Origin of the sequence: Deinococcus sp. (assembly GCF_025362455.1) — a bacterium.
Classification (GTDB): Bacteria; Deinococcota; Deinococci; order Deinococcales; family Deinococcaceae; genus Deinococcus.
The window spans coordinates 1-25,765 of the sequence record NZ_JANYGJ010000108.1; the positions used below are offsets into that span (position 1 = coordinate 1).

Annotated in this window: 23 protein-coding genes; 20 read left to right on the forward strand and 3 right to left on the reverse strand. The window is 67.0% G+C overall.

Annotation, left to right across the window (positions count from 1 at the left end; translation table 11 throughout):
• Nucleotides 1-245 precede the first annotated feature (245 nt).
• Nucleotides 246-581 carry a cytochrome c gene (locus Q0R23_RS08465; RefSeq protein WP_293912071.1) on the reverse strand — a complete coding sequence of 112 codons (336 nt, stop codon included), beginning with the start codon at nt 579-581 and terminating at the stop codon, nt 246-248.
• A 312-nt stretch (nt 582-893) separates the two neighbouring features.
• On the opposite strand from Q0R23_RS08465, the gene Q0R23_RS08470 reads away from it, so the two are divergent.
• The 7 genes from Q0R23_RS08470 (at nt 894) to xylB (ending at nt 10,205) form a co-directional block, all read left to right on the forward strand.
• Nucleotides 894-2,339 carry an ABC transporter permease subunit gene (locus Q0R23_RS08470; RefSeq protein WP_293912072.1) on the forward strand — a complete coding sequence of 482 codons (1,446 nt, stop codon included), beginning with the start codon at nt 894-896 and terminating at the stop codon, nt 2,337-2,339.
• Complete coding sequence (locus Q0R23_RS08475) at nt 2,336-3,706, forward strand: sugar ABC transporter permease (RefSeq protein ID WP_293912074.1); 1,371 nt, start codon at nt 2,336-2,338, stop codon at nt 3,704-3,706. Before Q0R23_RS08470 ends, Q0R23_RS08475 begins: the two co-directional genes overlap by 4 nt.
• A 75-nt stretch (nt 3,707-3,781) precedes the next feature.
• Complete coding sequence (locus tag Q0R23_RS08480) at nt 3,782-5,323, forward strand: malate synthase A (protein WP_293912076.1); 1,542 nt, start codon at nt 3,782-3,784, stop codon at nt 5,321-5,323.
• Nucleotides 5,320-6,579 carry an allantoate amidohydrolase gene (locus Q0R23_RS08485; protein WP_293912078.1) on the forward strand — a complete coding sequence of 420 codons (1,260 nt, stop codon included), beginning with the start codon at nt 5,320-5,322 and terminating at the stop codon, nt 6,577-6,579. Before Q0R23_RS08480 ends, Q0R23_RS08485 begins: the two co-directional genes overlap by 4 nt.
• On the forward strand, nt 6,569-7,960 hold the full coding sequence (locus Q0R23_RS08490) for an allantoinase (protein ID WP_293912079.1): 1,392 nt from the start codon (nt 6,569-6,571) through the stop codon (nt 7,958-7,960). The genes Q0R23_RS08485 and Q0R23_RS08490 overlap by 11 nt, the downstream gene beginning before the upstream one ends.
• Nucleotides 7,957-8,724, forward strand: coding sequence for a (S)-ureidoglycine aminohydrolase (gene allE / locus Q0R23_RS08495; protein ID WP_293912081.1), 768 nt, complete (start codon nt 7,957-7,959; stop codon nt 8,722-8,724). The genes Q0R23_RS08490 and allE overlap by 4 nt, the downstream gene beginning before the upstream one ends.
• Nucleotides 8,721-10,205 (forward strand): xylulokinase, encoded by a 1,485-nt coding sequence (xylB, locus tag Q0R23_RS08500; protein ID WP_293912083.1) that lies wholly within the window; start codon nt 8,721-8,723, stop codon nt 10,203-10,205. Before allE ends, xylB begins: the two co-directional genes overlap by 4 nt.
• 2 nt (nt 10,206-10,207) lie before the next feature.
• Here xylB and Q0R23_RS08505 read toward each other — a convergent pair whose 3' ends face one another.
• Both Q0R23_RS08505 and Q0R23_RS08510 read right to left on the reverse strand, forming a co-directional pair.
• Nucleotides 10,208-11,698, reverse strand: a complete 1,491-nt coding sequence (locus Q0R23_RS08505; protein ID WP_293912113.1) for an 8-oxoguanine deaminase — start codon at nt 11,696-11,698, stop codon at nt 10,208-10,210.
• Nucleotides 11,584-12,090: a DinB family protein gene (locus tag Q0R23_RS08510; protein WP_293912084.1), complete on the reverse strand. Its 507-nt coding sequence runs from the start codon at nt 12,088-12,090 to the stop codon at nt 11,584-11,586. The genes Q0R23_RS08505 and Q0R23_RS08510 overlap by 115 nt, the downstream gene beginning before the upstream one ends.
• Before the next feature lie 37 nt (nt 12,091-12,127).
• On the opposite strand from Q0R23_RS08510, the gene Q0R23_RS08515 reads away from it, so the two are divergent.
• The 13 genes from Q0R23_RS08515 (at nt 12,128) to Q0R23_RS08575 (ending at nt 25,730) form a co-directional block, all read left to right on the forward strand.
• On the forward strand, nt 12,128-13,087 hold the full coding sequence (locus Q0R23_RS08515) for an STM4015 family protein (RefSeq protein ID WP_293912086.1): 960 nt from the start codon (nt 12,128-12,130) through the stop codon (nt 13,085-13,087).
• Complete coding sequence (locus Q0R23_RS08520; RefSeq protein WP_293912087.1) at nt 13,084-14,232, forward strand: STM4014 family protein; 1,149 nt, start codon at nt 13,084-13,086, stop codon at nt 14,230-14,232. Before Q0R23_RS08515 ends, Q0R23_RS08520 begins: the two co-directional genes overlap by 4 nt.
• Nucleotides 14,216-15,022, forward strand: coding sequence for an STM4013/SEN3800 family hydrolase (locus Q0R23_RS08525; protein WP_293912088.1), 807 nt, complete (start codon nt 14,216-14,218; stop codon nt 15,020-15,022). The genes Q0R23_RS08520 and Q0R23_RS08525 overlap by 17 nt, the downstream gene beginning before the upstream one ends.
• The gene (locus tag Q0R23_RS08530) at nt 15,019-16,356 is read left to right on the forward strand and encodes an STM4012 family radical SAM protein (RefSeq protein WP_293912090.1); all 1,338 of its coding nucleotides are present in this window, start codon (nt 15,019-15,021) and stop codon (nt 16,354-16,356) included. Before Q0R23_RS08525 ends, Q0R23_RS08530 begins: the two co-directional genes overlap by 4 nt.
• A complete protein-coding gene (locus Q0R23_RS08535) occupies nt 16,347-16,829 on the forward strand; it encodes a hypothetical protein (protein WP_293912092.1) in 483 nt (160 codons plus the stop codon). Before Q0R23_RS08530 ends, Q0R23_RS08535 begins: the two co-directional genes overlap by 10 nt.
• Entirely contained in the window at nt 16,826-17,800 is a 975-nt protein-coding gene (locus Q0R23_RS08540) for an STM4011 family radical SAM protein (RefSeq protein ID WP_293912093.1), read from the forward strand. Before Q0R23_RS08535 ends, Q0R23_RS08540 begins: the two co-directional genes overlap by 4 nt.
• A gap of 299 nt (nt 17,801-18,099) precedes the next feature.
• Nucleotides 18,100-19,494 carry an NAD(P)-dependent oxidoreductase gene (locus tag Q0R23_RS08545; RefSeq protein ID WP_293912094.1) on the forward strand — a complete coding sequence of 465 codons (1,395 nt, stop codon included), beginning with the start codon at nt 18,100-18,102 and terminating at the stop codon, nt 19,492-19,494.
• 93 nt (nt 19,495-19,587) lie between these two features.
• Nucleotides 19,588-20,967: an NAD-dependent dihydropyrimidine dehydrogenase subunit PreA gene (gene preA, locus Q0R23_RS08550; protein WP_293912096.1), complete on the forward strand. Its 1,380-nt coding sequence runs from the start codon at nt 19,588-19,590 to the stop codon at nt 20,965-20,967.
• A 23-nt stretch (nt 20,968-20,990) separates the two neighbouring features.
• The gene (locus Q0R23_RS08555; RefSeq protein WP_293912097.1) at nt 20,991-21,614 is read left to right on the forward strand and encodes a hypothetical protein; all 624 of its coding nucleotides are present in this window, start codon (nt 20,991-20,993) and stop codon (nt 21,612-21,614) included.
• Nucleotides 21,611-22,975, forward strand: coding sequence for a dihydropyrimidinase (hydA, locus tag Q0R23_RS08560; RefSeq protein ID WP_293912098.1), 1,365 nt, complete (start codon nt 21,611-21,613; stop codon nt 22,973-22,975). The genes Q0R23_RS08555 and hydA overlap by 4 nt, the downstream gene beginning before the upstream one ends.
• 31 nt (nt 22,976-23,006) lie before the next feature.
• Entirely contained in the window at nt 23,007-23,822 is an 816-nt protein-coding gene (locus tag Q0R23_RS08565) for an ABC transporter ATP-binding protein (RefSeq protein ID WP_293912099.1), read from the forward strand.
• A gap of 58 nt (nt 23,823-23,880) precedes the next feature.
• Nucleotides 23,881-24,774 carry an ABC transporter permease subunit gene (locus Q0R23_RS08570; RefSeq protein ID WP_293912101.1) on the forward strand — a complete coding sequence of 298 codons (894 nt, stop codon included), beginning with the start codon at nt 23,881-23,883 and terminating at the stop codon, nt 24,772-24,774.
• A complete protein-coding gene (locus Q0R23_RS08575) occupies nt 24,756-25,730 on the forward strand; it encodes an ABC transporter permease (RefSeq protein WP_293912102.1) in 975 nt (324 codons plus the stop codon). Before Q0R23_RS08570 ends, Q0R23_RS08575 begins: the two co-directional genes overlap by 19 nt.
• Nucleotides 25,731-25,765: the final 35 nt, after the last annotated feature.

Sequence of the window (25,765 nt, forward strand, 5' to 3'; positions counted from 1 at the left end):
AGAGCAGATGTCATAAAAAGGGTCTTTTTATGACCGAGCGGAGCGAGTAGTTTTGACTGAGCAGGACGCAGAATGGAGGCGCGGGGAGGCTGTTTTCCCCGTGGTGTAATTCGGAGTACTGCTCTAAGCAACTGCTCCGCATGCTACGGAGCCGCTTCGGGGCCTGTCAAGCCGTGAAGCCAGCAAGCCAGCAGCAAAAAACCAGCCCCCTGAGTTCGGAAAGCTGGCTTACGGGGCTCCGCCGGTTATTTGAAGGTCTTGAGGTAGGCCTGGAGGTCTTGCAACTCGGCGGTGGTGGGCGCTTTGCCCTTGTCGCCCTTGAACCCGATCTTGCCCCACTGCGGCATGGGCGCCTTGAGCATGGCGCCTTTGTCGTCCAGGCTTTTGAGGAGTGCCCGCTGAAACAGCGCCGGTGCCCAGCCTGCCACCTCGCCGACCAGCGTGGGACCGATGTTGCCCTGAGCTTTGGCGCCGTGACAGCCCGCGCAGTTCGTCTGATAGATGGCCTTGCCGTGCGGCACATTGGCAGCCGAAGCGAAGCCGAGGAATAGAACGGCGGCGGGCAACAGGTATGGGCGCATGCGTCACCCTAGCATGCGAGGTAAAGGCCAGATTAAAGGGCGGATGTGGTGATGGTGGGCAGGTCTCGCCGCACCGCAATAAAGCGCCGACCTTCACGGTGAGGCCGGGTTCACCGTCTCTTAAGGCCAGGTCATCAACCTGTTTGGGTGGCGAGCACGGCGGCTGACCAGGTTAAACTTTGAAGACAAAATACCGTCACCAGATAGAACGTCACCACATGGAAGTTGCCGCGCCGTCGACCGTCCGCCCGGCTGCTGCTGTGTTCACCTCGAACGTTTGCCGCAAACAGAACTTCAGGAGGCCACACCGACATGACCGTACCGATGCAACGAGAGCAAGACGCCGCCCACTCGGCGCGGGCCAGACGCCTGAGAGCCCCGGAGGGCACGCGCGGCGTATTGATCGCCATTGTGGCCCTGGCGCTGGTGATGGGCGGCGCGGCGCTGGTCGCCTGGCTGCTGAGCGGCGCCGTGGCCGGAGTGTTTCCCAAGGCGCCGCCGTACCTGATTTTGCTGCTGTTCGTGCCGCTGCTGCTGGTCTTCATGGGCGCGGCGTTGCGGGCGCTGCCCTGGCTAGGGAGCTGGAGCTACCTGCTGCCCGCCCTGGTGTTCTTGCTGGCCTTCACGGCGCTGCCCATCGTGCTGACGGTCAACTACGCCTTCACCGACTACAACGCCCGCAACCTGGGCGTCGGCAACACCGCGCTCAAAACCGGCGTGACGCTCTCGACGGACCGCGCCAAACTGAGTTTTCCGGGCGCCCTGCCGGACGACGCAGGAACGGTGCCGAAAACGCTGTCGCAGTACCTCGACTGCCTGAACCCGATCTGCGCGGGCGAGAGTGTGGTCCTGTACGACGCAGAGGGCTCGGTGCCGGTCATCGCCAGCATCGCCAGCCTCAGCGGCCAGACCCTGACCCTGGCGGCGCCGGTTGCGCCCAGCTTCGTCGTCAGCGACGCGACCCGGCCCAACCGGGTGCGCAACGTCGGGCTGAGCAACTTCCGCTCGATCTTCGCGCGGGCCAGCATAGAACTGGTGCCGGTGTTTCTCTGGACCGTGACCTTCGCCTTCCTGACCATCACCGTCAACGCGGTGGCCGGGCTGGTTCTGGGTATCTTGCTGTACAACCCGCGCCTGAAGGGGCGCAACGTCTACCGCACGCTGCTGTTTTTGCCCTGGGCGATTCCCACCGTCATTTCGGTGCAGATGTGGGTGGCGCTGCTCAACCAGCCGTATGGGGTGGTCAACAAGGCGTTGGGGCTGCTGGGCCTGGCGGCAGTGCCCTGGCTGGGCGATCCGCTGTGGGCCAAGGTCTCGGTGCTGTTCGTCAATTTGTGGCTGGGCTTTCCGTACATGATGACCGCCACCATCAGCGCCCTGTCGACCATCAGCGACGATTTATATGAGGCCGCCAGCATCGACGGGGCCAGCCGCTGGGAGCAGATCAAGTCGATCACCCTGCCACTGCTGCGAGGGAGCTTCACGCCGATCTTGCTGTCGGGCTTCGCCTTCAACTTCAACAACTTCGGCATCATCTACCTGCTGACCCAGGGCGGGCCGCCGGTGGCCGGGCGCACCAGCACGGCGGGCGCCACCGACATTTTGCTGAGCTGGGGCTTTAATACCGCCTTCGGCTCCAACGGCGGCCAGAACTACGCCCTGGCCAGCGCCATCGCGCTGATTATTTTCGTGCTGACGCTGGCCATCAGCCTGGTGAACTTCAAGGTCGCCGGGGTCTTCGAGGAGGCCCGGAGGTGACTACCCAGCGCGACGTTCAGGCTCCAGAGGTCTACGTTCACCGCGAGGCTGGACCATTGCGCCGCGCCGCGCCCTGGCTGGTGACGGCCATCGTCGTGATCGCCTTCGGGGCGTTGATCTATCTGCTGGCCCGCGACATGGCCGGGCGCCCACCGAGCCTCACCATCTACCGCGTCAAGAACGGCTGGGCCTACTTTCTAGGCTTCGTGGCGGTGGCCTCCGGCGTGCTGGCGCTGACCAGTCTGCTGGGCCAGAAGCTCGGTGAGCGCCGCAGCGGCAAACGCGTCAGGTACCTGGCGGTGCTGGGCGATCAGCTCACCCATCTGTTTCTGATCCTGGTGGTGCTGGTTGCGCTCTATCCTCTGTTTTTCGTGGTGCTGGCGGCCTTCGATCCGCGCAACAGCCTCTACGCCTTTCCGAATTTCCAGTTGCCCACGGTGCTGGGCCGCTCCGGTATCTTGCCGAGCTTCAGTGCCTTGAGCGCCGAGAATTTCGCCAAGCTGTTCGACGGCGTGAACATTCCCGGCTGGGAGATCGCGCTGGCGGTGCTGGCGGGCGCGGCCACCACGGTGCTGATCTTCACGGCGGTGGTGCGGCGCGTCCGCAAGGCCAGTGAGGACACCACGCCGGTTCAGCGCTGGGCCACCCGGCTGCTGGTCGCCGCGCTGGCCGTGCTGGTGATTTTCATCGGCCCGGCGCAGTTTACCGGCGCGGGCACCGAGTCCAAATTCCTGCTCTCGGTGCGCAACACCCTGCTGGTGTCGGGCCTGACCGGCGTCCTGGCCATCGTGCTGTCGACCACCGCCGGGTACGCCATGGCCCGGCTGCGCTTTCCGGGCCGCTTCCAGACGCTGCTGTTTTTCATTTTCGTGCAGATGTTTCCGGTATTCCTGGGCCTGGTGGCGGTCTACGCGCTGATGTACGGCCTGGGGCTGCTCAACTCGTTTACCGGCCTGATCCTGGCCTACTCCGGCGGCGCCATCGCCTTCAACACCTGGATCTACAAAGGCTACGTCGAGTCGCTGCCCGAAAGCCTGGAGGAAGCCGCCCTGGTCGACGGCGCGACCCGCTGGACGGCCTTTATCCGGGTCGTGCTGCCGCTGTCGGGTTCGATGCTGGCGTTCATTTTCCTGAACCAGTTCATCGGCACCTACGCCGAGTTCATCCTGGCCAACCTGCTGCTGACCGGCGTGGAGCAGTGGACGGTGGGGCTGCTGCTCAAGAATTTCACGTCGGGCCAGTTCAACACCAAATGGGGCATCTTCGCCGCCGCCGCCACGCTCGGTTCGCTGCCCATCGTGGCGCTGTTTTACGGCTTCCAGAGCTATTTCGTCGGCGGCACCACGGCGGGCGGTGTCAAAGAGTAACTTGCAAGGAGTAACTTGGTGTTCTGAAGCGGAGGCGCCGATTTTGAGGGAATACCGTGTCGAGGAAGTGACCTGTTGACCAGGCCGCCGAACACTGAACTGGTGCTCGCGTCCGGCGCTGCGGCGCTGCTCGCCGCGTTGCACCGTGAGCTGTATTCGCGCTGGGAGGAGCTGAACGACGGTCTGAATCCAACACCCACTGAGTTTCCCAGTCGGTTCATTCCAGACTACCAGGCCGCTGCGCCGCCCACCGAACTCCCAGGTCGCCGCGCCGAGCTGATCGTGGAGGCCAGCGACCCCCAGGCCGTTCAGGCGGCGCTGGCGTCGGGTGCCCGCGCCCTAGTGCTCGATTTCGACGACACCTTCGCGCCCAGCCTCGCCAACGTCCAGGCGGCGTATGCGGCGTTGCCGGAGCTGATCGCCGCCGTCGCCCGCAATGGACAGGCGCTGCTGCTGAGGCCCCGCGCCCTCTACGCTGCTGAGCCGCACCTGAGTGCTCCTGAGACGGGTGGTGGCCCCGCCGTTGCCGCGCTGTGCGATCTGGCGGCGGTGCTCTCGGCCCGGCCTGAACGCCCGCTGCCCACCTACCTTCCCAAGCTGGAGACGGTGGCCCAGGCGCAGTTCTGGGACGACGCCCTGAGCCTGATCGAGCGCCGTCTCGGCTGGCCGCCCGACTCGGTGCCGGTCTGCCTCCAGATCGAGACCTGGCCGGGCCTGCTGGGCGCCGACGAACTGCTCTACACGCTGCGGCGGCGGGCCTACGGGCTCAACGCGGGCCGCTGGGATTACGTGTTCAGCCTTGTTAAAACGCTGGGGGTCAAAACGCTGGGGGTTAAAACAGTGGGGGTCAAAACACTGGGGCGACAGTCTGGACTGCGTCCGCTGCCGACCCGCGCCGAGCTGAGCATGGATCAGGACTCGATGCGGGCCTACGCCGAAACCCTGCTGCGGGTTGCCCAGCGGCGCGGCGCCCAGGCCATCGGCGGCAGCGCGGCCCTATCAATCGACCCGGCAAACCCGCAAGTCGCCCTGAACCGCGTGCAGGCCGACAAGCGCCGCGAGGCCCAGCAGGGCTTCACCGCCGCCTGGGCCGGATCACCTGCCCTGCTCGGCGCGGTGGAGGCCGGATTCGCGGGCGTTCAGGCCGCGCCGCTGCCCCCGGAGGCGCCCCAGCGCACGCTCGAACGGCTGCTGGCCTTGCCAGCTTCCGAGACTCTGCCCCTGCACGACGTTCAGGACGCCATCGGCCTTGCGCTAGACGTGTTCGCCGCCTGGTACGCCGGACGGGGCGTGATCGTCCGGAAGAGGAGCACCGAAGACCCCGCGACTACCGAAGACCCCGCCACTACCGAAGACACGGCCACTACCGAAGACACGGCCACCGCTGAACTGGCCCGCGCCCAACTGTGGCAGTGGCTGAGCTGCCGTGCCGGGCTGAGCACCGGGGAGCCCTTCACGCCGGAGCGCTACCTTGAGGAGCGCCGCGCCCAGCGCCCCGACGCCGCCCCGGAGTCCCGCCTGCTCGACGAACTGGTGCTGGCACCGGGCTGCGCGGCGTATTTTCCCCGCGCCGCACAGGCGCTGGCCCAGGCCGATGTGCTGGAGAAGCGACCTTGACCACTCTGCCGCCCGATACTTCAGTCTCCGAACTCAGCCGCACGGTGCTCGGCGCCTGCGCGGCCATCGCCAACTTCACGTCCACGCCGGGCCAGATTCACCGGACCTTCCTGAGCCCGCCTATGCGCGACGTTCACGCCTTCCTGACCGGCTGGGCCGACGAGCTGGGCCTGGTCACCCGCATCGACGCCGCCGGAAACCTGCGCTCGCGGCTGGAGAGTGCGCTGCCCGGCGCCCCTACCTTTTACCTTGGCTCGCACCTCGACACCGTGCCGAACGCCGGGGCCTATGACGGCGTGCTGGGCGTGGTCATGGCCTACGCGCTGGTCGGAGGGGTCCAGCAGGCGCCGCTGCCCTTCTCGCTGGAAATCGTCGGCTTCTCGGAGGAGGAGGGCGTGCGCTTCGGCGTGCCCTTCATCGGCAGCCGGGCGCTGCTGGGCACGGCACAGGAACTGCTGGACCTGACAGATCGTGAGGGCCAGACGGTGCGCGGCGCCGTCCAGGCGTTCGGGCTCGACCCTACCGATCTGCCAGGGGCCGAGATCCAGGGCCGCAGCCTCGGTTACCTGGAGCTGCACATCGAGCAGGGGCCGGTGCTGGAGGCGGCGGGGCAGGGGCTGGGCGTCGTCTCGGCCATCGTGGGACAGAGCCGCCTGAGCCTGGACTTCGTGGGCCGCGCCTCGCACGCGGGCACCACGCCCATGACGCTGCGCCGCGACGCGCTGGCCGCTGCCGCTCACCTGCTGGTGGAGGCCGAGGCGCACGCCCGCCGCACGCCCGGCCTGGTCGCCACCGTCGGGTCGCTGAAGGTGGCGCCTGGGGCCGCCAACGTCATTCCCGGCTCTGTGACCTGCTCGCTCGATTTGCGCCACGTCGAGGATGAGGTCCGGCAGGCCGCCCAGGCACATCTGCTGGCCTACGCCGCCGAGGTCGCCAGCCAGCGCCAGGTCGCCTTCGGCGCCGAGCCCCTGCTCTCGGAGTCGGCCACGCCGATGGACCCCGGACTGCGCACGCTGCTGCATCAGGCGGCGGCTGAGCTGGGCTTGCCGCACGCCGAACTGGTCAGCGGCGCGGGCCACGACGCCATGATCCTGGCCCGCCGGATGCCCGCTGCGATGCTGTTTTTGCGCTCGCCGGGCGGCCTGAGCCACCATCCGGACGAGGCGGTGCTCGAAGGGGACGCAGACGCGGTACTGCGGCTGGGCCTGCGCTTTGTGGAGCTGCTGGCGAGGCGTGAGGCGACCCGTGACGCCTGAGCTGATCGTGCGCGGCGGCGTGCTCGTCACCGCCGCAGGCCCCCGCCGCGCCGATTTCGCCGTCAGTGGCGGACGGATCAGCGAACTGGCCGACGAGATTCTCAGCCCGGCCCGGCGCGAACTGAATGCCAGCGGCCTGCACGTCCTCCCCGGTGTGCTCGATACCCACGTCCACCTCAACGAGCCGGGCCGCAGCGACTGGGAGGGATTTCAGACCGGCACGCGGGCGCTGGCGGCGGGCGGCGCGACCAGTTTTTTCGACATGCCGCTCAACTCCTCGCCGCCGCTGCTGGACCGCGCCAGCTTCGAGGCCAAGCGTGAGCTGGCCGCCGCTGGGTCGCTGCTCGACTTCGGGCTGTGGGGCGGCCTGACCCCGCTGAATCTGGACCGGATGGACGAACTGGCCGGAGCCGGGGTCATCGGCTTCAAGGCGTTCATGAGCGACAGCGGCCTGGACGAATTCCCCGCCGTGGACGACGCCACGCTCTACGAGGGGCTGCGCTCGGCCAGGCGGCTGGGGTTGCCGCTGGCCCTGCACGCCGAGAGCCAGCCGCTGACCCGCCACTTTGTTGACCAGGCCAGGCGGCGGGCTGACCGGGCCAGTCGGCGGGGCGGCTACAGCGTCCGCGATTACCTGAACACCCGCCCGGTGCTGGCCGAACTGGAGGCCGTGCAGCGTGCCCTGCTCTACGCCGAGGAATTGCACGCGCCGCTGCATCTGGTCCACCTCAGCAGCGGCGCCGCCGTGAGGCTCGTCGTGCAGGCCCGCGCGCGTGGTGTGGACGTGACCTGCGAAACCTGCCCGCATTACCTGCACTTTACGGACGCCGACATGGAGGCCGTCGGGGCGCCGCTCAAATGTGCGCCGCCGCTGCGCCCAAAGGCGGTTCAGGATGAACTGTGGGCCGCCCTGAACGCCGGGCAGATCGACACGGTGGGCTCGGACCACTCGCCCGCGCCGCCCGACCTGAAGACCGGCCTGGATTTTTTTGCCGTGTGGGGCGGTGTCAGCGGAGCACAATCGACTCTGAATGTCATGCTGAGTGCTGGGCACTTTGGTCACGGCCTGCCCCTGGAGCAGATCGCCGCTCTGAGCGCCCTGAACCCGGCCCGGCGCTTCCGGCTGCCGCAGAAGGCGGGGTTCCAGGTGGGTGCCGACGCCGATTTCGTGCTGGTCGATCTGGAGCGGCAATTCACGCTCGACCACGCCGATCTGCGTGACCGCTGGCGCCAGAACCCGTATGTTGGTACTCACTTTCGGGGTCAGGTGAAGGCAACCTGGTCGCGGGGCCGGATGGTCTACCAGGACGGTAGATTCAACGACGCCGTGCGCGGTCAACTGCTGACCCCAGCCCCACCAGCCAGCTCAGGAGCCACTTGAAACATCTCGATCAGACCCGCAGCGCCCTGCACGCCTCGCACGCCGTGTTCACGCCCGACACCTTCGTTCGCACCTCGCTGATTGGGTGGCCGGGCAGCGCCGTCGTCATCCACCTTTCCCCGGTGATCGGGCTCGGCGCCCGCTTCATGCAGTTTTCGGTGCAGATGCCCGCCGGGGGCGCTGCCACGCCGCCGCCCCCCGGTGTCCAGCGCTTCGTCTTCGTGCTGGAGGGCGAGCTGGAGGTCAATCTGGCTGATGAGGTGCGCACTCTGGGGCCGTCCGATTACGTCTATCTGCCCGTAGGCACCAGGTATCACCTCAGTAGCGCCGCCGAGGCGCACCTGGCCGTCTTCGAGAAGCCGTATCAGGCTGTATCCGGTGCTGATCTTCCGCCCGTGTGGTGGGGCAACGAACGTCAGCTTCCCGGTGACGCCTTCGAGGGCGACCCCGACCTGATCGCCCGCAAACTGCTCCCAGACGACCTCCGCTTTGATTTCATGATGAGTACCATGTCGTTTTCGCCCGGCGCCACGCTGCCCTACACCGAAATTCACTACATGGAACACGGCCTGCTGATGCTGGAGGGCCAGGGCCTGTACAAGCTTCAGGACGTCTATTATCCGGTGGCGGCGGGCGACGTGATCTGGATGGGCGCCCACTGCCCGCAGTGGTACGGGGCGCTGGGCAAGACCCCGACCAAATACCTGCTCTACAAAGACATGAACAGGCACCCACTGGGGCTGCTGGCGGGAGGCCGAGTATGAAGAGTGAGGTAACACTGGGTCTGGATGTGGGCACCAGCGGCCTGAAGGCCGTCGCGCTCGACGCCAGCGGGCGTGTGGTGGCCGAGGCGAACGCTGGCTACGACCTGCTGACCCCCCGCCCCGGCTGGACCGAGCAGCGCCCGGCGGACTGGCTTCAGGGCGCCCGCACCGCCCTGCGCGACATCAGCGCCCAGCTTGAGCGCCTCGGCGCCGTGCCGAAGGCGCTGGGCCTCAGCGGTCAGATGCACGGCCTGGTGCCGCTGGACGCCCAGGGCGAGGTGCTGCGCCCGGCCCTGCTGTGGAACGACCAGCGCACCGCCGCCCAGGTCGAGCTGATCGAGGCCCGCATTCCACGCGCCGAGCTGGTGGCCCGCACCGGCAACCGCGCCGTGACCGGCTTCCAGCTCCCCAAGATTCTGTGGATGCAGGCCGAGGAAAGTGAACTGTTTTCCAGATTGCGCCACGCCCTGATCCCCAAGGATTACCTCGGCTACGCCTTCACCGGCCAGATGGTCGCCGAGCCGTCCGACGCCTCCGGGGTGGGGGCGCTGAACCTGGCACGCGGCGAGTGGGACGGGGGCATCCTGCGCGAACTCGGCCTGGACCCGGCCTTATTTCCGCCCCTGATCGCCTCGGTAGATCAGGTCGGGACGCTGACGCCGCACTGGGCGCGTGAACTCGATCTGCCAGACGGACTGCCTGTGGTGGCGGGTGGGGGAGACAACGCCGCCGCCGCCATCGCGCTCGGTCTGAGCAGCACCGGCCTGAGCAGTGCCCAGCCGCAAGTCGGCAGCCTGAGCCTGGGCACCTCCGGCGTCATCTTCGCGCCGCTGACCACGCCGACACCCGACCCCGAAGGCCGCGTTCACCTGTTCGCCCATGCCGACGGCGGCTTCAATTTGCTGGGTGTGACGCTGGCGGCGGCGGGCTCGCTGAACTGGCTGCGCGACAGGCTGGCGCCGGAGACCAGCATCGAAACGCTGATCGATGAGGCCGCCCAGGTGGCCCCCGGCGCCGAGGGCGTCACCTTCCTGCCGTACCTGGCGGGCGAACGCAGCCCGATCATGGACCCGCACGCCCGCGCCTCGTTCACCGGCCTGAGCCTGGCGCATGGCCGCGCCCACCTGGTCCGGGCGGTCATGGAGGGCGCCGCCGCTGCCCTGGCGCACGCCTACGCCGTGATCGGCCCGCTGGCGCCGCTGAGTACGCTGCTGTCGACCGGCGGCGGCGCCCGCAGTGAGCTGTGGCTGGGCATGGTCGGCGGCGCGACTGGTCTGGAGGTCCGGACCACCCAGGCCCGGCCCGGCCCGGCGCACGGCGCGGCTATCCTGGCGATGCCGGTGGGCGGGCTGCACCCCGATCTGAACGCCGCCATGCAGGCCACCCGGCCCCAGATCGGCGAGGCGGTGGCCGCGCAGGATATGGACGCCAGCCTCAAGGCGTACACGGCGGCCCGGCGCTCGCTGTATCCGGCAAAATAGGCTCACCCCAGAATCATGCGGCGGCTGAGGGCGTCGTGCCGCTCCGAGAGTTCCCTCAGGTCCACGCCGACCAGGCGCCCTCCGTCCACGATAATTCGCCCGGCCACCATATTCAGGCTGACGCGGGTGGGGCCGCACAGCGTCAGGGCCGAACGCGGATCGTGCCGGGCGCCGGAGTAGCCGACGTCGCCGAGGTCCACCGCGATCAGGTCGGCGGCCAGACCGGGGGCGAGCTGCCCGGTGTCGGGGCGGTTCAGCACCGCCGCCCCGCCCCGCGTCGCCAGCCAGAGGGCGTCGTAGGCGCTGAGCTGGTCATCCACCTGGCCCCGGACCCGTGAGACCAGCAGCGCCTGGCGGGCCTCGGCGAGCAGGTGGGCGCCGTCGTTGCTGGCGCTGCCGTCCACGCCCAGGGCGACCCTGACCCCGGCTTCCAGCAGTTTGCGAGTCGGGGCGACGCCGCTGGCGAGCCGCATGTTGCTGCTGGGGCAGTGCGCCACCCCGCAGCCGCAGTGGCCCAGCCGACGCACGTCGTCCGGGCTGAAATGGACGCCGTGCGCGAACCAGACGTCCGGCCCGGTCCAGCCCAGCGACTCGGCGTAGTCCAGTGGGCGCAGGCCGAAGCGCGAGAGGCAGTAGGCGTCCTCGTCCGCCGTTTCGGCCAGATGGGTGTGGAGCATCACGCCGCTGGCGCGGGCCAGGGCTGCACTTTCGCGCATCAGCTCGGCGCTGACCGAGAACGGCGAACAGGGCGCCAGGGCCACCCGCACCATCGCCAGGGGTGCCGGGTCGTGGTACTCGGCGATCAGCCGCGCGCAGTCGGCCAGGATGTCAGCCTCACGTTCCACCGCCCGGTCCGGCGGCAGACCACCCTGTGACTCGCCCAGGCTCATGCTGCCGCGCGTGGCGTGAAAGCGCAGCCCGGCGTCCTGGGCGGCGCGGATGGTGTCGTCCAGCCGCACGCCGTTGGGATACAGGTACAGGTGATCGCTGGTCATGGTGCAGCCGCTCAGGGCCAGCTCGGCCAGGCCCAGCCGGGCGCTGAGGTAAGCCGCTTCGGGGCTCAGGCGCAGCCAGACCGGGTAGAGGGTTCGCAGCCACTCGAACAATCCGGCGTCGGGGGCCAGGCAGCGGGTCAGGTTCTGGTACAGGTGATGGTGGGTGTTGACCAGGCCCGGCAGCACCACCTGGCCGCTCAGGTCGCGGACCTCGGCGCCGCTGAGCGTCTGCGGCGTCACGTCCCGGTCCGGTCCCAGCCAGGCGATGCGCCCGCCCTCGATCAGCACGGCGGCGTCACGCAGCGGCTCGGCGGGGGCAAGGCGTTCGCCCTGCATGGTGATGAGGGTGTGGACGCGCCGCAGCAGCGTCTTGCCAGTCGTGTTCAGACGTAGCGCTCCCGCAGCACGTCCAGATGTGCCCGTTCGTGGCCCAGCAGCATCCGGGCGAGTGAGCGCACGCTGAAGGCGTGGTCGTCGACCAGGCCGCGCCGGGTCCAGGTCGCCGCGTCCAGCCCGCCCAGCATCAGCAGATTCGAGCGCCGGGCCGCCTCGAAACCGTTTAGCAGCGTTTCCAGCGGCTGAGTACTGAAATCGCTGGCGGCCATCCAGGCGTCCTGATCGTAGCCGGGCAGCGGAGAAACGTCGCTTCTGGCGACCCACAGCGCCCGGAAGCCGAAGACCTGCTCGGCGTCGGCCATGTGGCCCATCACCTGCCGAATGCTCCATTTGCCCGGCGCGTAGCGGAAGTCGGGCCGCCCGGCGTAGGCCAGGACGGCGGCGCGGGTGACGGCCTGCTGCGCCCGCATGGCGCCCAGCAGGTCATCCTCCGGCACCAGATCCACGTAACGGGCGGCGAAGGGCGTGTACTCGTCGGGCAGGGGCCGGGTCATAGGTAGAAGGGTAGCGTTCGGCTGGGTACACTGAGCCATGACCAACAGCGAACACCTGACGGAATTCGGCGGTTTTGCGGTCACAGCCTGGGCACCCAAGCCGGAGGCAAGCGCCAAGGAGCGCTACGGTGGCCCCTTCGTGCATGCGCTGGGCGACCCGGCCACCACCATCCACCGCATCTCGACCGATTACGACAGCGAGCCGAGCTGGACCGACCTGTTCCGCGCCTTCCTGGCCCAGAGCGGCGTGGAGCACACTCAGGGGCTGGTGGTGGGTGCCTGGCAGGGCGACGACAGCGAAACGACGCCAGGGGAGGTCATCGAGGCGCTGGTGGCGGCCCGCGAGAAGCTGCCGAGGCTGCGGGTGCTGTTCTTCGGTGACATCGTGATGGAGGAAAACGAGGTTTCCTGGATTCAGCAGGGCGACCTCTCACCGCTGCTGAGCGCCTACCCGCACCTGACCCACCTGGGTATTCGCGGCGGCGAGGGCCTGAGCCTGGGCACCGTCCGGCTGCCGGAGCTGCGCGAGCTGATCGTTCAGGCCGGTGGGCTGAGCGCCGAGGTCGTGCGTGAGGTGCTCAGCGCCGAGCTGCCGAACCTGGAGCACCTGGAGCTGTACCTGGGCACCGACAACTACGGCGCCACCAGTGCGCCGGACGACCTCACGCCGCTGCTAAGCGCTGAGCGTTTTCCCAAACTGAACTACCTGGGCGTCAAGAACAGCGACTACCAGGACGCCATCGCCCAGATGTTCGCGCACGCGCCCGTGCTGGAGCGCCTGGAGGTGCTCGACCTGTCGATGGGCGTGCTGACCGACGAGGGCGGCGCGGCCCTGCTCGGCAGCCAGAGCGTCAGGCGGCTGAAAAAACTCGACCTGAGCCACCATTTTCTGAGTGAAGGGCTGCTGGTCCAGCTCCGGGCGCTGGGCGACTTCGTGGACCTCGGCGACGCCCAGGACCCGGACGACGAGTGGCGGTTCGTGGCCCTGGGCGAGTGAGGCTGGCCTCCGAAAGCCTGCCTGACATCCTGTTGCCCGATATTTTGTTGATCGCTCCGCCGCAGGGTCGCCGCGCACTGGCGTTTCAGGCCAGCCTGGAGCGTCTTGGCTGGCCCTCGGCACGGGTGGTTTCGTATCTGGACGTGCTGGAGGGCCGCGCCCACCTGGCTGAGCTGGTCCGGCCCGGCAGCGTCGTGCGCTTCGAGTCGCCTGGAGAGGACGTTCCCACCGAGCTGCACCTGATCGAGCGCGGCGGCGGCGCATCCGTTGACCTGGCGGCGGGCGAACTGGCGCCGCTGCGGGCCTGGTACGCGGGCTTTTCCGAGGTGCTGGCCGTGCTGGACGCCCAGCTCGCCCAGGCCGCGCCGCACCACCGGATGCAGCGCAGCGAGCACATCCTGAGCATGTTCAGCAAGCCGGAGACCCACGCCCGGCTGAGCGCCGCAGGTGTGAGCGTGGCTCCGGCCCTGCCCGAAATCCACTCCTTCGACGAGCTGATGGCGCAGGCCAACGAACGCGGCTGGACCCGCCTGTTCGTCAAGCCCGCCTACGGCTCCAGCGGCTCAGGCGTGGTGGCCCTCCGGTGGAACGCACGCAATCAGGTCGGCGGCCAGATCATCGCCCGGACGACGGCGCGTCGCATCGAGGGACGGCTCTACAACTCACGCCGCCTGGTCAATCTCACCACCAGGTCTGAAATCGTCGCCCTGATCGACGACCTGGCGACTCACCGCCTGCACGTCGAGCAGTGGCTACCCAAGATCAGCGTGGACGGTCTGACCTCCGATCTGCGGGTGGTCGTTATCGGCGGACGGGCGCAACACACCCTGCTGCGCTCCTCGTCGGGGCCGGTCACCAATCTGCACCTGGGCAACAAACGCGGCGACATCGAGGCGTTCAAACGGTCGCTGGGGGAGAAGCGCTGGGCCGATGTCCAACAACTGGCCGAGTCGGCACTGGCGGCCTTTCCCGGTGCCTTATATGCGGGAGTGGACGTGCTGGTGACGCCCAGGGCGAAGGCGTTGGCCGTGCTGGAGGTCAACGCCTTCGGGGATTATCACCGGGGCGTGGAATTCGGCGGACACGACACCTACGCTGCCGAACTCCTCGCGTTGCAAGGGGAAATCAATGCTCAACGCCCGTGAGCTGATCGGGCGGGTCAACCTTGCGCTGATAACCCTCGACAGCCTGCGCTACGACGTGGCCTGCTCAGCCCTGAACGGCGGTGACATCCCCAACCTCGCCGCCCTGCTGCCCGGCGGCGTCTGGGAAGAGCGCCACAGCCCCGGCAGCTTCACCTACGCCGCGCACCACGCCTTCCTGTCCGGCTTTCTGCCCACTCCGGCCCGGCCAGGACGTCATTCGAGGCTGTTCGCCGCTGAATTCGAGGGCAGCACCAGCACCTCGTCGCAGACCTTCACCTTCGGCGAGGCGACCCTGCCTGCGGCGCTGGCGGCACGCGGCTACCACACGCTCTGCCTGGGCGGCGTCGGGTTTTTCAACCGGAAAACCGAGCTTGGCAACGTCCTGCCCGGTCTCTTTCAGGAAGCCCACTGGACGCCTGCCAGCGGCGTGAAGAATCCGGATTGTGCCCCGGTCCAGATGCGGATGGCGGCAAGCCGGTTGGAGGCCGTCCCTGACGGGCAAAAGGTGTTTCTGCTGCTCAATGTGGCCGCGACCCACACGCCCACCCATTTCTACGTGTCCGGTGAGCGCCGTGATTCTCCGCTCACCCAGCAAGCGGCGCTGGCCTCGGTGGACGCGGCGCTGCCGGTGCTGACCTCGGCCCTGAGATCACGCGGCGACACGCTCTGTATCGTCTGCGCCGACCACGGCACCTGTTTCGGGGAGGGCGGCTACCGGGGCCACCGCGTCGCCCATCCACTCGTCTGGACCGTGCCGTATGCTGAGTTCATGTTGAGCGGTCAGTTGTGACTTCCCTCCCGGTATCCAGTACCTTGCCGGACCTGCTGAGCGGCGGGCCGTACCAGGGCTACACCTACGGCTATCCGCACAAGACCGCTTACCGGGCCTTCGAGTCGCCGCTGCCGCTGCGCGAGGTCTGGGCCGGGGAAGATAAGTCGTCGCTGTTCCTCTACCTCCACATCCCCTTTTGCGAGATGCGCTGCGGATTTTGCAACCTGTTCACGACGGTTAACGCCCCGGTCAGTCTGGAACAGGGCTACCTGGACGCTACCGAACGCCAGGCCGAAGTCGTCGCGGACGCCCTCGGAGACGCCACTTTTTCCCGCATGGCCATCGGCGGCGGCACCCCGACCTACCTGGAAGTGGGCGACCTGGAACGGGTCTTCGATCTGCTGGAGCGCTCCTTCGGTGCCTCGGCGGCTCGCCTGCCGACCAGCGTGGAAACCTCGCCCGCCACGGCGACGCCCGAACGCCTTGAGCTTCTGCGCGAACGGGGCGTAGAGCGCGTCAGCATCGGCGTCCAGAGCTTCACCGAGTCCGAAGTTCACAGCGTGGGCCGCGCCCAGCAGCATAAGCAGGTCGTCACTGCCCTGGACGCCATCCGCGCCGCCGGGTTGCCGGTGCTCAGCATCGACCTGATCTACGGCCTGGCGCACCAGACGCCGGAGACCTGGCTCGAATCGTTGAAAACAGCGCTGACCTGGGCACCGGAGGAGCTGTTTCTCTATCCGCTCTACGTGCGCCCGCTGACCGGTATAGGCCGCCTGGGCCGCACCTGGGACGACGAACGGCTGGAACTCTACCGCCTGGGCCGCGACTTTCTGCTCGCCAGCGGCTACCTCCAGACCTCGATGCGCTGCTTCCAGCTCGCCTCCCAGCCGATTGCGGTCGAGCCGGAGTACACCTGCAAGACGGGCGGCATGGTCGGCCTGGGCTGCGGGGCGCGGTCGTACACACAGGCGCTGCACTATTCCAGCGAGTACGCGGTGGGCGCCGTGGGCGTGCGCGAGATCATTCAGGATTTCGTGGCCCGGCCCGCCGAACGCTTCGGATATGTCTCACACGGCATTCGCCTGAACACGGACGAGCAGCGTCGGCGCTTCGTGCTGCAATCGATGCTGAACATCGTCGGGCTGGATGTTGGCATGTACCGCCAGGCGTTCGGCAGCGACCCGCACGGCGATTTTCCCCAACTGGCCGAACTTGAAGCCGCCGGGCTGGCCTTCCAGCAGTCGGGAATCCTGCGCCTGACCCCCGCCGGGCTGGAGCAGTCCGACGCGCTGGGACCGTGGTTGTACTCGCCCGTCATGGTGCGACTCAGCGAGGAGTACGCATGGCGCTGAGTGAGTTGCTGGCAGCGACATTGGAGCGTGCCCACGACCCGAAGAGGGCGACTGACAACGGCGAGTTCAGTCCTCAGCATGCGGCGCCCGTGTTGAGTGCCGGAACGCTCATTGAGCTGGAAGACCGACTGGAACACGGGTTTCCGCTCCTTCTGCGCTGCCTGTATGCTGAAATCGGGAATGGTGGCTTTGGCCCCGGCTACGGCCTGGTCTCTGCTGAAAAAGTGGTGGAGCGAGCCCTGGCCTGGAGCGAACCAGGCGTGCCGGACCTTCTGCCCTTCGTCTACTGGGGCTGCACCGTCTATTCGGTGACCACTGTGCCAACGGGCCGTGTCGGTATCGTCGACCTTGACGCCGTTGACATCGACGGCTCACCGCTGGAGGCGACGTTCTGGCAATACGACACGCTGGACGCCTTCTGGAACGCCTGGCTGAGCGGCGAGGAACTGTTTTTCCCGCTGGAAGACGAATGAACCATCTCTCTGTCCTCTACCGGGGGCCGCTGGCGAGCTGTAATTACGCCTGTGGGTACTGCCCCTTCGCCAAGCACACCGAGACGCCCGCCGAGCACCAGGCCGACGCCGACGCCCTGACCCGCTTCACCGATTGGGTATGGCTCCAACGCTTCGAGGTGTCGGTGTTGTTCACCCCCTGGGGTGAGGCGCTGGTCCGCAGTCGCTACCAGGCCGCGCTGAGCCGTCTGAGCACCATGCCACACGTCCGGCAGCTTGCCATTCAGACCAATCTGTCGGGCAAGTTGAACTGGCTGGAGGGCGCCGAGCGTTCCAAGATCGCCCTGTGGGCCACCTACCACCCTGGCGAGACCGAGCAGCAGAAATTTCTGGACAAATGCGCCGAGCTGGACGGCTACGGCGTGCGCTACAGCGTCGGCGTGGTGGGGAAGAAGAGTCACCTCGGCGCCATCGAAGCCTTGCGCGCCGAGCTGCCGGAGCACGTCTACCTGTGGGTCAACGCCTTCAAGGTCGGGGACGGCTATTACAGCGCCGAAGACCTGGAGCGCATCAGCCGCGTGGACCCACTCTTCGAGGTCAACACCCGCCGCTACCGGACGCGGGGCCGCGATTGCGCGGCAGGGGAGAGCGTCATCAGCGTGGACGGCGACGGCACGGCGCGGCGCTGCCACTTCATCGAGCGGCCCATTGGCAACATCTACGCTTCGGACGTGCGCGAGCTGCTGGCCCCGCGCTTATGCAGCCGGGCGAGCTGCGAGTGTCACATCGGGTATGTCCATTTGCCGGAGTTACAGGCCGAGAGTGTCTACCGTGACGGCCTGCTCGCCCGCATTCCCGATCCGGCGCTGTGGGCCGACCCGCAGGCGCTGGCGGCGTATCTGGACCGGGCGCGGGCGCTGCCGGTGGTGGGCCGCGCTGGCGGACGGCGCGTCGAATCCGTGACTCTGCATAAGGCTGCCCCACTAGTGTGACCTGAAACGCTGCCTGGCGCGAGCCGGAGCGGGTGTTCGTCCTGCATAACCATCAGGGCACCTGTGAATACTTATTCAATAGAGGTTGCCCCACGACGGGCTGTCACCTTGCCTGTATCCATTTCTGGACTGCCTTCTGGACGAAACTGATCCGGCCTGCCCTGCATTCAAATGCATCCGCCCAGCTTGACGATATACACACGTTCCCTTAAGATTATTCACATCGGTTAATTCGGCTCCCGTGAGGGCATGAACCGACCTCCCGCTTCGGACGTTTGAACACCCCTGCGAGGTCAGTCATGACGGCATTCGAGCATCCATCCGCGCCCGATTTATCAGCCCCCACTCAGTCATCCAGTGGCAGTACCTGGCAGGAACTCCTGCCGCCCATGAGCGCCCATGAGGCCGCCGTGGAGGCCAACCGCTGCCTCTACTGCTACGACGCGCCCTGCCTGCAAGCCTGCCCGACGCACATCGACATTCCGACATTTATTCGCAAGATCGGCACCGGCAACCTGCGCGGCAGTGCCCGCACGATTCTGGAAGCCAACTTCCTGGGCGGCACCTGTGCCCGCGTCTGCCCGGTGCAGGAGTTGTGCGAGGGTGCCTGCGTACTCGGCAAGGACCACACGCCGATTCAGATTGGCCGCCTGCAACGCTACGCCGTGGACCACGTGCAGGAGCGCGGCGTGCAACTGTTTCAGCCGGGCACGCCGACGGGTAAAAGCGTCGCGGTGGTCGGTTCCGGCCCAGCGGGCATCAGCGCCGCCGCCGAACTCGCCAAGGCCGGGCACGCCGTCACGCTGCTGGAGAAGCGTGAGCAGGCCGGTGGACTCAGCACCTACGGCATCGTCAGCCTGCGCGAGCCCATCGAGATCGCCCAGCGCGAGGTGCAGGCTCTGATTGACCTGGGTGTGGACGTGCAGACCGGGCGCGAGCTGACCGGCAAAGCTGATCTGGATATTCTGCTGCATGACCACGACGCGGTGTTTCTGGCTCTGGGTCTCGGTGCGGTTCCAGCTATGGGCGTTCCCGGCGAGGAGCACTTGATCGACGGGCTGGACTTCATCGAGCAGGCCAAGCTGCACCCCGAAACGCTGCTGTATAGCCTAAAAACCGTCGTCATCGGCGCGGGCAACACCGCCATCGACGCCGCCACGATGGCCCGCCGCGCCGGGGCCGAGGTGCTGGTTGTTTACCGCCGCACCGAAGCTGAGATGACCGCTTACCGCCACGAGTACGAATTCGCGCTCCATGAGGGCATCGCCTTTACTTTTTTAACGCAGCCGGTTGAAGTAGTGAGTCACGGCGGAAAAGTGACTGGCCTCAAGTGCGTGAAGATGGCCCTGGGCGCCCCCGACGCCTCCGGCAGACCCCGCCCGCAGCCGGTGCCGGGCAGCGAATTCATCCTCGATTGCGATCAGGTCATCAGCGCCATCGGTCAGGAGAAACCCGATTTGGCGAAGCTGCTGGGTCTGGAGCTGGAAGGCGGCTACATCAAGGTGAACCACGACCTGCAAACCTCCCTCCCCCGCGTCTGGGCCGGTGGCGACGGCGTGCGGCTACGCGGCAGTGCCAGCACCGTCATGGCCGTGCAGGACGGCAAGATCGCGGCGGCGGGCATACATGCCGCGCTGGGCGCTGGGGAAGTGGGAGGTGGGAAGTGGGAAGTGGGAACTCCCCAGACCTCTTGACCGCGTTGGCGTTTCGCCCGGCTCTAGCCTTTGCTCCACGCTTTTGCCCCACTTCCCACTTCCCACTCCCTACCCCCCCGCTGGAGACACACCATGGCTGACCTCTCCATCAATTTCGCCGGAATCCGTGCCCCCAATCCCTTCTGGCTGGCCTCGGCGCCGCCGACAAATACGGGCGCCCAGGTCATCCGGGCCTTCGAGCACGGCTGGGGCGGGGCGGTCTGGAAGACCATCGGGCCGCCGGTCCTGAACATCTCGAATCGCTACGGCGGCCTGAGCATCGGCGGGCAGCGGCTGCTGGCCATCAACAACGTCGAGCTGATCTCGGACCGGCCCATCGAGGTCAACCTGCGCGAGATCGCCGAGGTCAAGCGGCTGTTTCCGGACCGCGCCCTGATCGTCTCGGCGATGGTGGACGCCGACCCTCTTGCCTGGCGCGAGATCGTCATGCGGATCGAGGATACCGGCGCCGACGGCATCGAGCTGAACTACGGCTGCCCCCAGGGCATGTCCGAGCGCGGCATGGGCGCGGCGGTGGGTCAGGTGCCGGAGATGTGCGAGCTGAACACCTACTGGGTCACGTCGGTCACCAAGTTGCTGGTGATCGTCAAGCTGACGCCCAACGTCACGCATATCGTGGACCCGGCCCACGCGGCGCTGAAGGGCGGGGCGCACGCGCTGAGCCTCATCAATACCATCAACAGCGTTATGAGCGTGGACCTGGACACCCTCCAGATCACGCCCAACATCGGTGGGCGCGGCACGCACGGCGGCTACGCGGGGCCAGCCGTCAAACCGATTGCCCTGAACATGCTCAGCGAGCTGATGACCGACGCCGAGGTGTTGCGCTCCGGTGTGCCGATCTGCGGCATGGGCGGCATCGTCACCTGGCGCGACGCCGCCGAATTCCTGCTGCTGGGCGCCGGGGCGGTCCAGGTCTGCACGGCGGCCATGCACTACGGCTACCGCATCGTGGAGGACATGATCGACGGCCTGAGCAACTGGATGGACGACAAAGGCTTCGCCAGCGTGGGGGACGTGGTGGGCAGAAGCCTGCCGCAACTCAGCACCTTCGGGCAGCTCGATCTGAGTTACCAGGCCGTCGCCCGCATCGACCCCGACAAGTGTATTCAGTGCAACCTGTGTTACGTCGCCTGCAACGACACGGCCCACCAGTGCATCGACCTGACCACGCCGGGCGGCCTGCGGGTGGACCCCGGCTTCGATCCCCGCGTGAACGGCAAAGCGGTGGCCGATACCCGCCCCATGCCGGTGGTCCGCGAGGCCGACTGCGTGGGCTGCGCCCTGTGCGCCAACGTCTGCCCGGTGGATCACTGCATCACGATGGTCAGCGTGCCGAGTGGCCGCGAGAGCGTCACCTGGGATGAGTTGAGTGCGCGTCAACCTGCCGTCACCCAGCAGTGGGGCGCGATGGAAGCGTACCGGGAAGACGTGGGGATCGAGATTCACTGAGTGAGCGTTACGGGAGATTCGGCATGGATGAACGAGAAATTATTCAGTACATAACCGAAAAAGTTGTGACGCAAGTGAAGGGCGGGTTTTCCTCTCAAGAAGAATTGAATGATAACATCAAAGAAGATCTTGAAGGATCGTTTGATGAACCGAAGCCAGAGCTGCAAGCTGAGTTGCAAGCTCTGACCGTGCAGTTGTTCGCTGAGCAGCGTAAGGAAGAGGCTCAGTGGCTAGAATTCACTTCGAATGACGCGATTGACGATGCGTTCAAGGAGTTGAACACGAGCGGTATCGTCGCCCTCCAAAATGCTGGCTACACCATGTCACATGGTTGGGAAGACGCGAATCAGGCGGCTTATGAGATGACCCCTCCGCCTCGCGGAGCCATTTTCTATCACGGTCAGGATGTTGAGCGTGGGGTCATGGGTCTTGGCCTGATGCTCGCGTTCGGAGCCTACGAGGATGATGATGCTAAGCGCGATGAGGCGAGCCTAACTATTGCTAGGGAAGCAATCGAAATTCTAAGGCAGCATCATGTGGCTACCGAATGGGACGGAACATTGGAAGAACGGATTCGCATTTCCCCATTTTTATGGCGCAAACGTCAATTTGGCCCCGCTCCGGCGCCGAAGGAGCCTCATCCATGACCCTCCTCATCCAGCACGGTGAAATCGTCTCCGACGGCCAGCGCTACAAGGCCGATGTACTCGTCGAGGGCGAGAAGATCACCCAGATCGGCGAGGGGCTGAGCGCTCCGGCGGGTGCCCGCGTCATCGACGCCAGCGGCAAATATGTTTTCCCCGGTTTCATCGACCCGCATGTGCATATTCACCTGCCGTTCATGGGCACCTTCGCCAGGGACACCCACGCCACCGGCTCCCAGGCGGCGCTGATCGGCGGCACCACGACCTATATCGAGATGCTGGCTCCGGCGGGCTCGGAAGAACTGGCGGACGGCTGGGCCACCTGGTCAGGGCTCGCCGAGGGCCACAGTGCCTGCGACTACAGCTTTCACCTCGGCGTGACCCGCTGGGACGAGGGGACGGAAGCCACGTTGCGCGAGTTGGTCGGCCAGGGCATGAAGTCCTTCAAGGTGTTCCTGGCCTACAAGGGTGCGTTTGGCATCGACGACCATGCACTGTATCAGACGCTGAAACTGGCCAAGGAACTCGGCGTGATCGTCACCGCGCACTGTGAAAATGCCGATCTGGTCTCGGAACTCCAGCGCAAACTGATCAGCGAGGGCAAGACCGGCCCGGAGTGGCATGAGCCTAGCCGCCCCGAAGCCGTGGAGCAAGGGGGCACCGCCCACTTCGCCACCTTTCTGGAGCTGACCGGCGCACGCGGTTATGTGGTCCACCTGTCCAACGCCCGTGCCCTGGACGCCGCCCTGGAGGCCAAAGAACGCGGCGTGGACCTCAGCGTGGAGGTGGTGATTCCGCACCTGCTCCTCGACAAGACCTATGCCGAGCGCCCCGGCGTGGAGGGCGCCAAGCATGTCATGTCGCCCCCGCTGCGTGACAAACGCAACCACAGGCCGCTGTGGGAGGCGCTGGAACTCGGCCAGATCGATACCGTCGCCACCGACCACTGCCCCTTCGACGTGGCCCAGAAACACATGGGCGACGGCAATTTCACGCTGATTCCCAACGGCATTCCCGCCATCGAGGACCGGGTGAACCTTCTGTATACCTATGGGGTGAGCCGGGGCCGCCTGAGCCTGGAGCGCTTCGTGGACGCCGCCAGCACCAGAGCGGCGCAACTGTTCGGCCTGTATCCGCGCAAGGGCACCGTCTCGGTGGGCTCCGACGCCGACCTGGTGGTCTATGATCCGAGTTACCGGGGCATGATTTCTGCCGCGACCAGCTCCATGAACACCGACTACAGCGGCTTCGAGGGCTTCGAGCTGGATGGTCGTCCGATAATCGTCACCGTGCGCGGCGAGGTTGCCGCCGAAAACGGTCAGTTCGTCGGCACCCCCGGACGCGGCCAGCTCCTCAGACGTTGATCCAGCCTTTCCCCGACCCCAGAGGTATGCCGTGACCCACTCCCTACTTCCCACTTCCCACTCTCCGCCGCACAGCGGCCCGCCCATCGTCTCCGTTCGCGACCTCGGCATGATTTTCCCCGTGCCCGGCGGCCAGACCGTCGCGCTGCAAGACGCCAATCTGGAGATCATGCCCGGCGAGTTCATCAGCCTGATCGGGCCGTCGGGCTGCGGCAAAACCACGTTGCTGCGACTGATGGCCGACCTGATTTCACCGACCAGCGGGCAACTGACCGTCAACGGCGGCACGCCCCGCCAGGCCCGTGAAGCCCGCAGCTACGGCTACGTGTTTCAGGCGCCCGCGCTGATGGAGTGGCGTAATGTTCTGGGCAACGTCCGGCTGCCGCTTGACGTGATGAACACGCCCAAAGACAGCCGCGCCGCCCGCGCCCGCGAGATGCTGCGGCTGGTCGGCCTGGAGAAGTTCGAGCGCTCGTATCCCTGGCAACTGTCGGGCGGCATGCAGCAGCGCGTCAGCATCGCCCGCGCCCTGGCCCCAGGTCCGGCGCTGCTGTTCATGGACGAGCCGTTCGGGGCGCTCGACGAGATCACCCGCGAGAACCTCAATCTGGAATTGCTGCGGCTGTGGCGCGAGACGGGCAAGACGGTAGTGTTCGTGACCCACTCGATCAGCGAGGCGGTTTTTCTGAGCAGCCGCGTGGTCGTCATGACCGCCCGCCCCGGCAAGATCGAGGGCATCGTGAATATCGATCTGCCGCAGCCGCGTGGCGAGGAGAGCCGCGAAGATCCGAGGTTTTTTCAGTACGCCACCGAGATCCGGGAACTGTTGCGGCGGGGGCATGAGTGAGGGGGGAAGTGGGAAGTGGGTTGTGGGAAGTGGGAACGGACAGGGAAGGGTGCAAGGCATGACGACGCTTCCTGCCTCGACTCCGCGCCGCGTTCGCCGTCCGTCCAACCTGTTGCCGATGCTGGCCGTCGCCGTCTTCGCCGCGCTGATCTACTGGCCGGTGATGCTGTTTGCCAATCAGGGCGCAGCCCAGAAAGCGCTCGATAGCGGCGCGGATTTGGGCTGCAAGACAGCGTTAGCCTGCGCCACCCAGCTTCGCAACCCGGTCATTCCGGCGCCGGGGCAGTTCTGGGTGGGGATGCGGAGCCTGAGTGCCCAGCCATTTTCGGCGACTGCCGCGCCGTACAACGCGCTGGTGACGGGCGGCGAAACCCTGTTGGGGCTGGGGCTGGCCGTGGTGGTCGGGCTGGCTTTAGCGACCCTGCTGGTCCGCAGCCGCAGCTTCGAGCGGGCCACGCTGCCCTGGCTGGTCGCCTCCCAGACGGTGCCGGTGGTGGCGCTGGCCCCGATGCTGGCGGTCCTTCTCGGCCAGGCGGGCGTGCAGGGGTTCCTGCCCAAAGCGCTGATCGCCGCCTACATCGCCTTCTTTCCGGTCACCATCGGCATGGCGCAGGGCCTGCGCAGCCCCGATCCCCTCCAACGCGACCTGATGCAGACGTACCGGGCCTCCGGACCACAAACCTTCCTGCTGCTGCAACTTCCGGCCAGCTTGCCGTACCTGTTCACCTCGCTGAAAGTCGCGGCGACGGCGGCGCTGGTCGGCAGCATCGTGGCCGAGATCAGCACCATCTCGTTTTCGGGTCTGGGCAAGATGCTGGCCGAGAACTCGCGGGCCTCGGACACCGTGGCGCTGTGGGTCATCATGGTCTACGGCGCGGCGCTGGGCATCGCGCTGGTGGCATTGATCGGGCTGCTGGAACGGGCGGTGACGAGGTGGCGACCAGTCGCGTGAGTCTGGAGCGCCCCGTCCCGCGCCTGGCTGGTGCCTGGGGCGCCCTGGGTCTGTCGGGGCTGGGCCTCGCGGGCCTGAGCCTGCTGCTGGCCCGCCAGGAGGCTCCTGCTCAACTTGGACCAGCGCAGCCGGGGCTGTGGCTCGTCGGCATCACTGCTCTGCTGCTCCTCGGCGCCGTCGGTATCCGTCAGAGTGCCCAGGGAGAAGGCCACCCGGCCCGCACCGTGCCCGCCGCCGCCACGCTGATTCTGCTCGTGCTGGCCGCCGAAGCCGCCCTGCGCGCCTACGCCGTGCCTACCGGCCTGATTCCCACGCCCAGCAAGGTTCTGGAAGCGCTGTGGGCCGCCCGCACTGTGCTGTGGCGAGACGCGCTGACCACCTTCGTCTACGAGGCGCTGCTGGGCTTCGTCATCGGCACGCTGCTGGGGCTGGGGCTGGCGCTGCTGTCGGTGCGGCTGCGTTTTCTCGAACGCGGACTGCTGCCCTACGCGGCGCTGCTCTCCAGCGTGCCCATCGTGGCGCTGGCCCCGGTGGTCATCAAGGCGGTGGGGCTGGGCGTGGCGTCCAAGACCATCATCGTGGCCGTCACCGTCCTGTTCCCGGTGCTCATCAACGCCGTGCGCGGTTTGCACAGCGCCCAAAGCATGCACCTCGACCTGATGCACAGCTACGCGGCCTCGGCGGCGCAGACCTTCCGCGACGTGCGCTGGCCCTCGGCGCTGCCGTTCGTGTTCACGGCCCTGCGGGTGGCGGCGCCGCTCTCGCTCATCAACGCCATCGTGGCCGAGTTTTTCGGCACCGAGGGGCGCGGGCTGGGCTTCCGCATCCAGATCGAGGTCGGCAAGTTCGGGCTGGACGTCGTCTGGGCCGCCATCGTGGTCGCCTCGGTGCTGGGTATTAGCTTCTACCTGGTGATCTCGCTGATCGAACGGCGGATACTGCCAGGACGACGTTAGACTTCAATTCGCTTCCCCACTTCCAACCCGGAGGT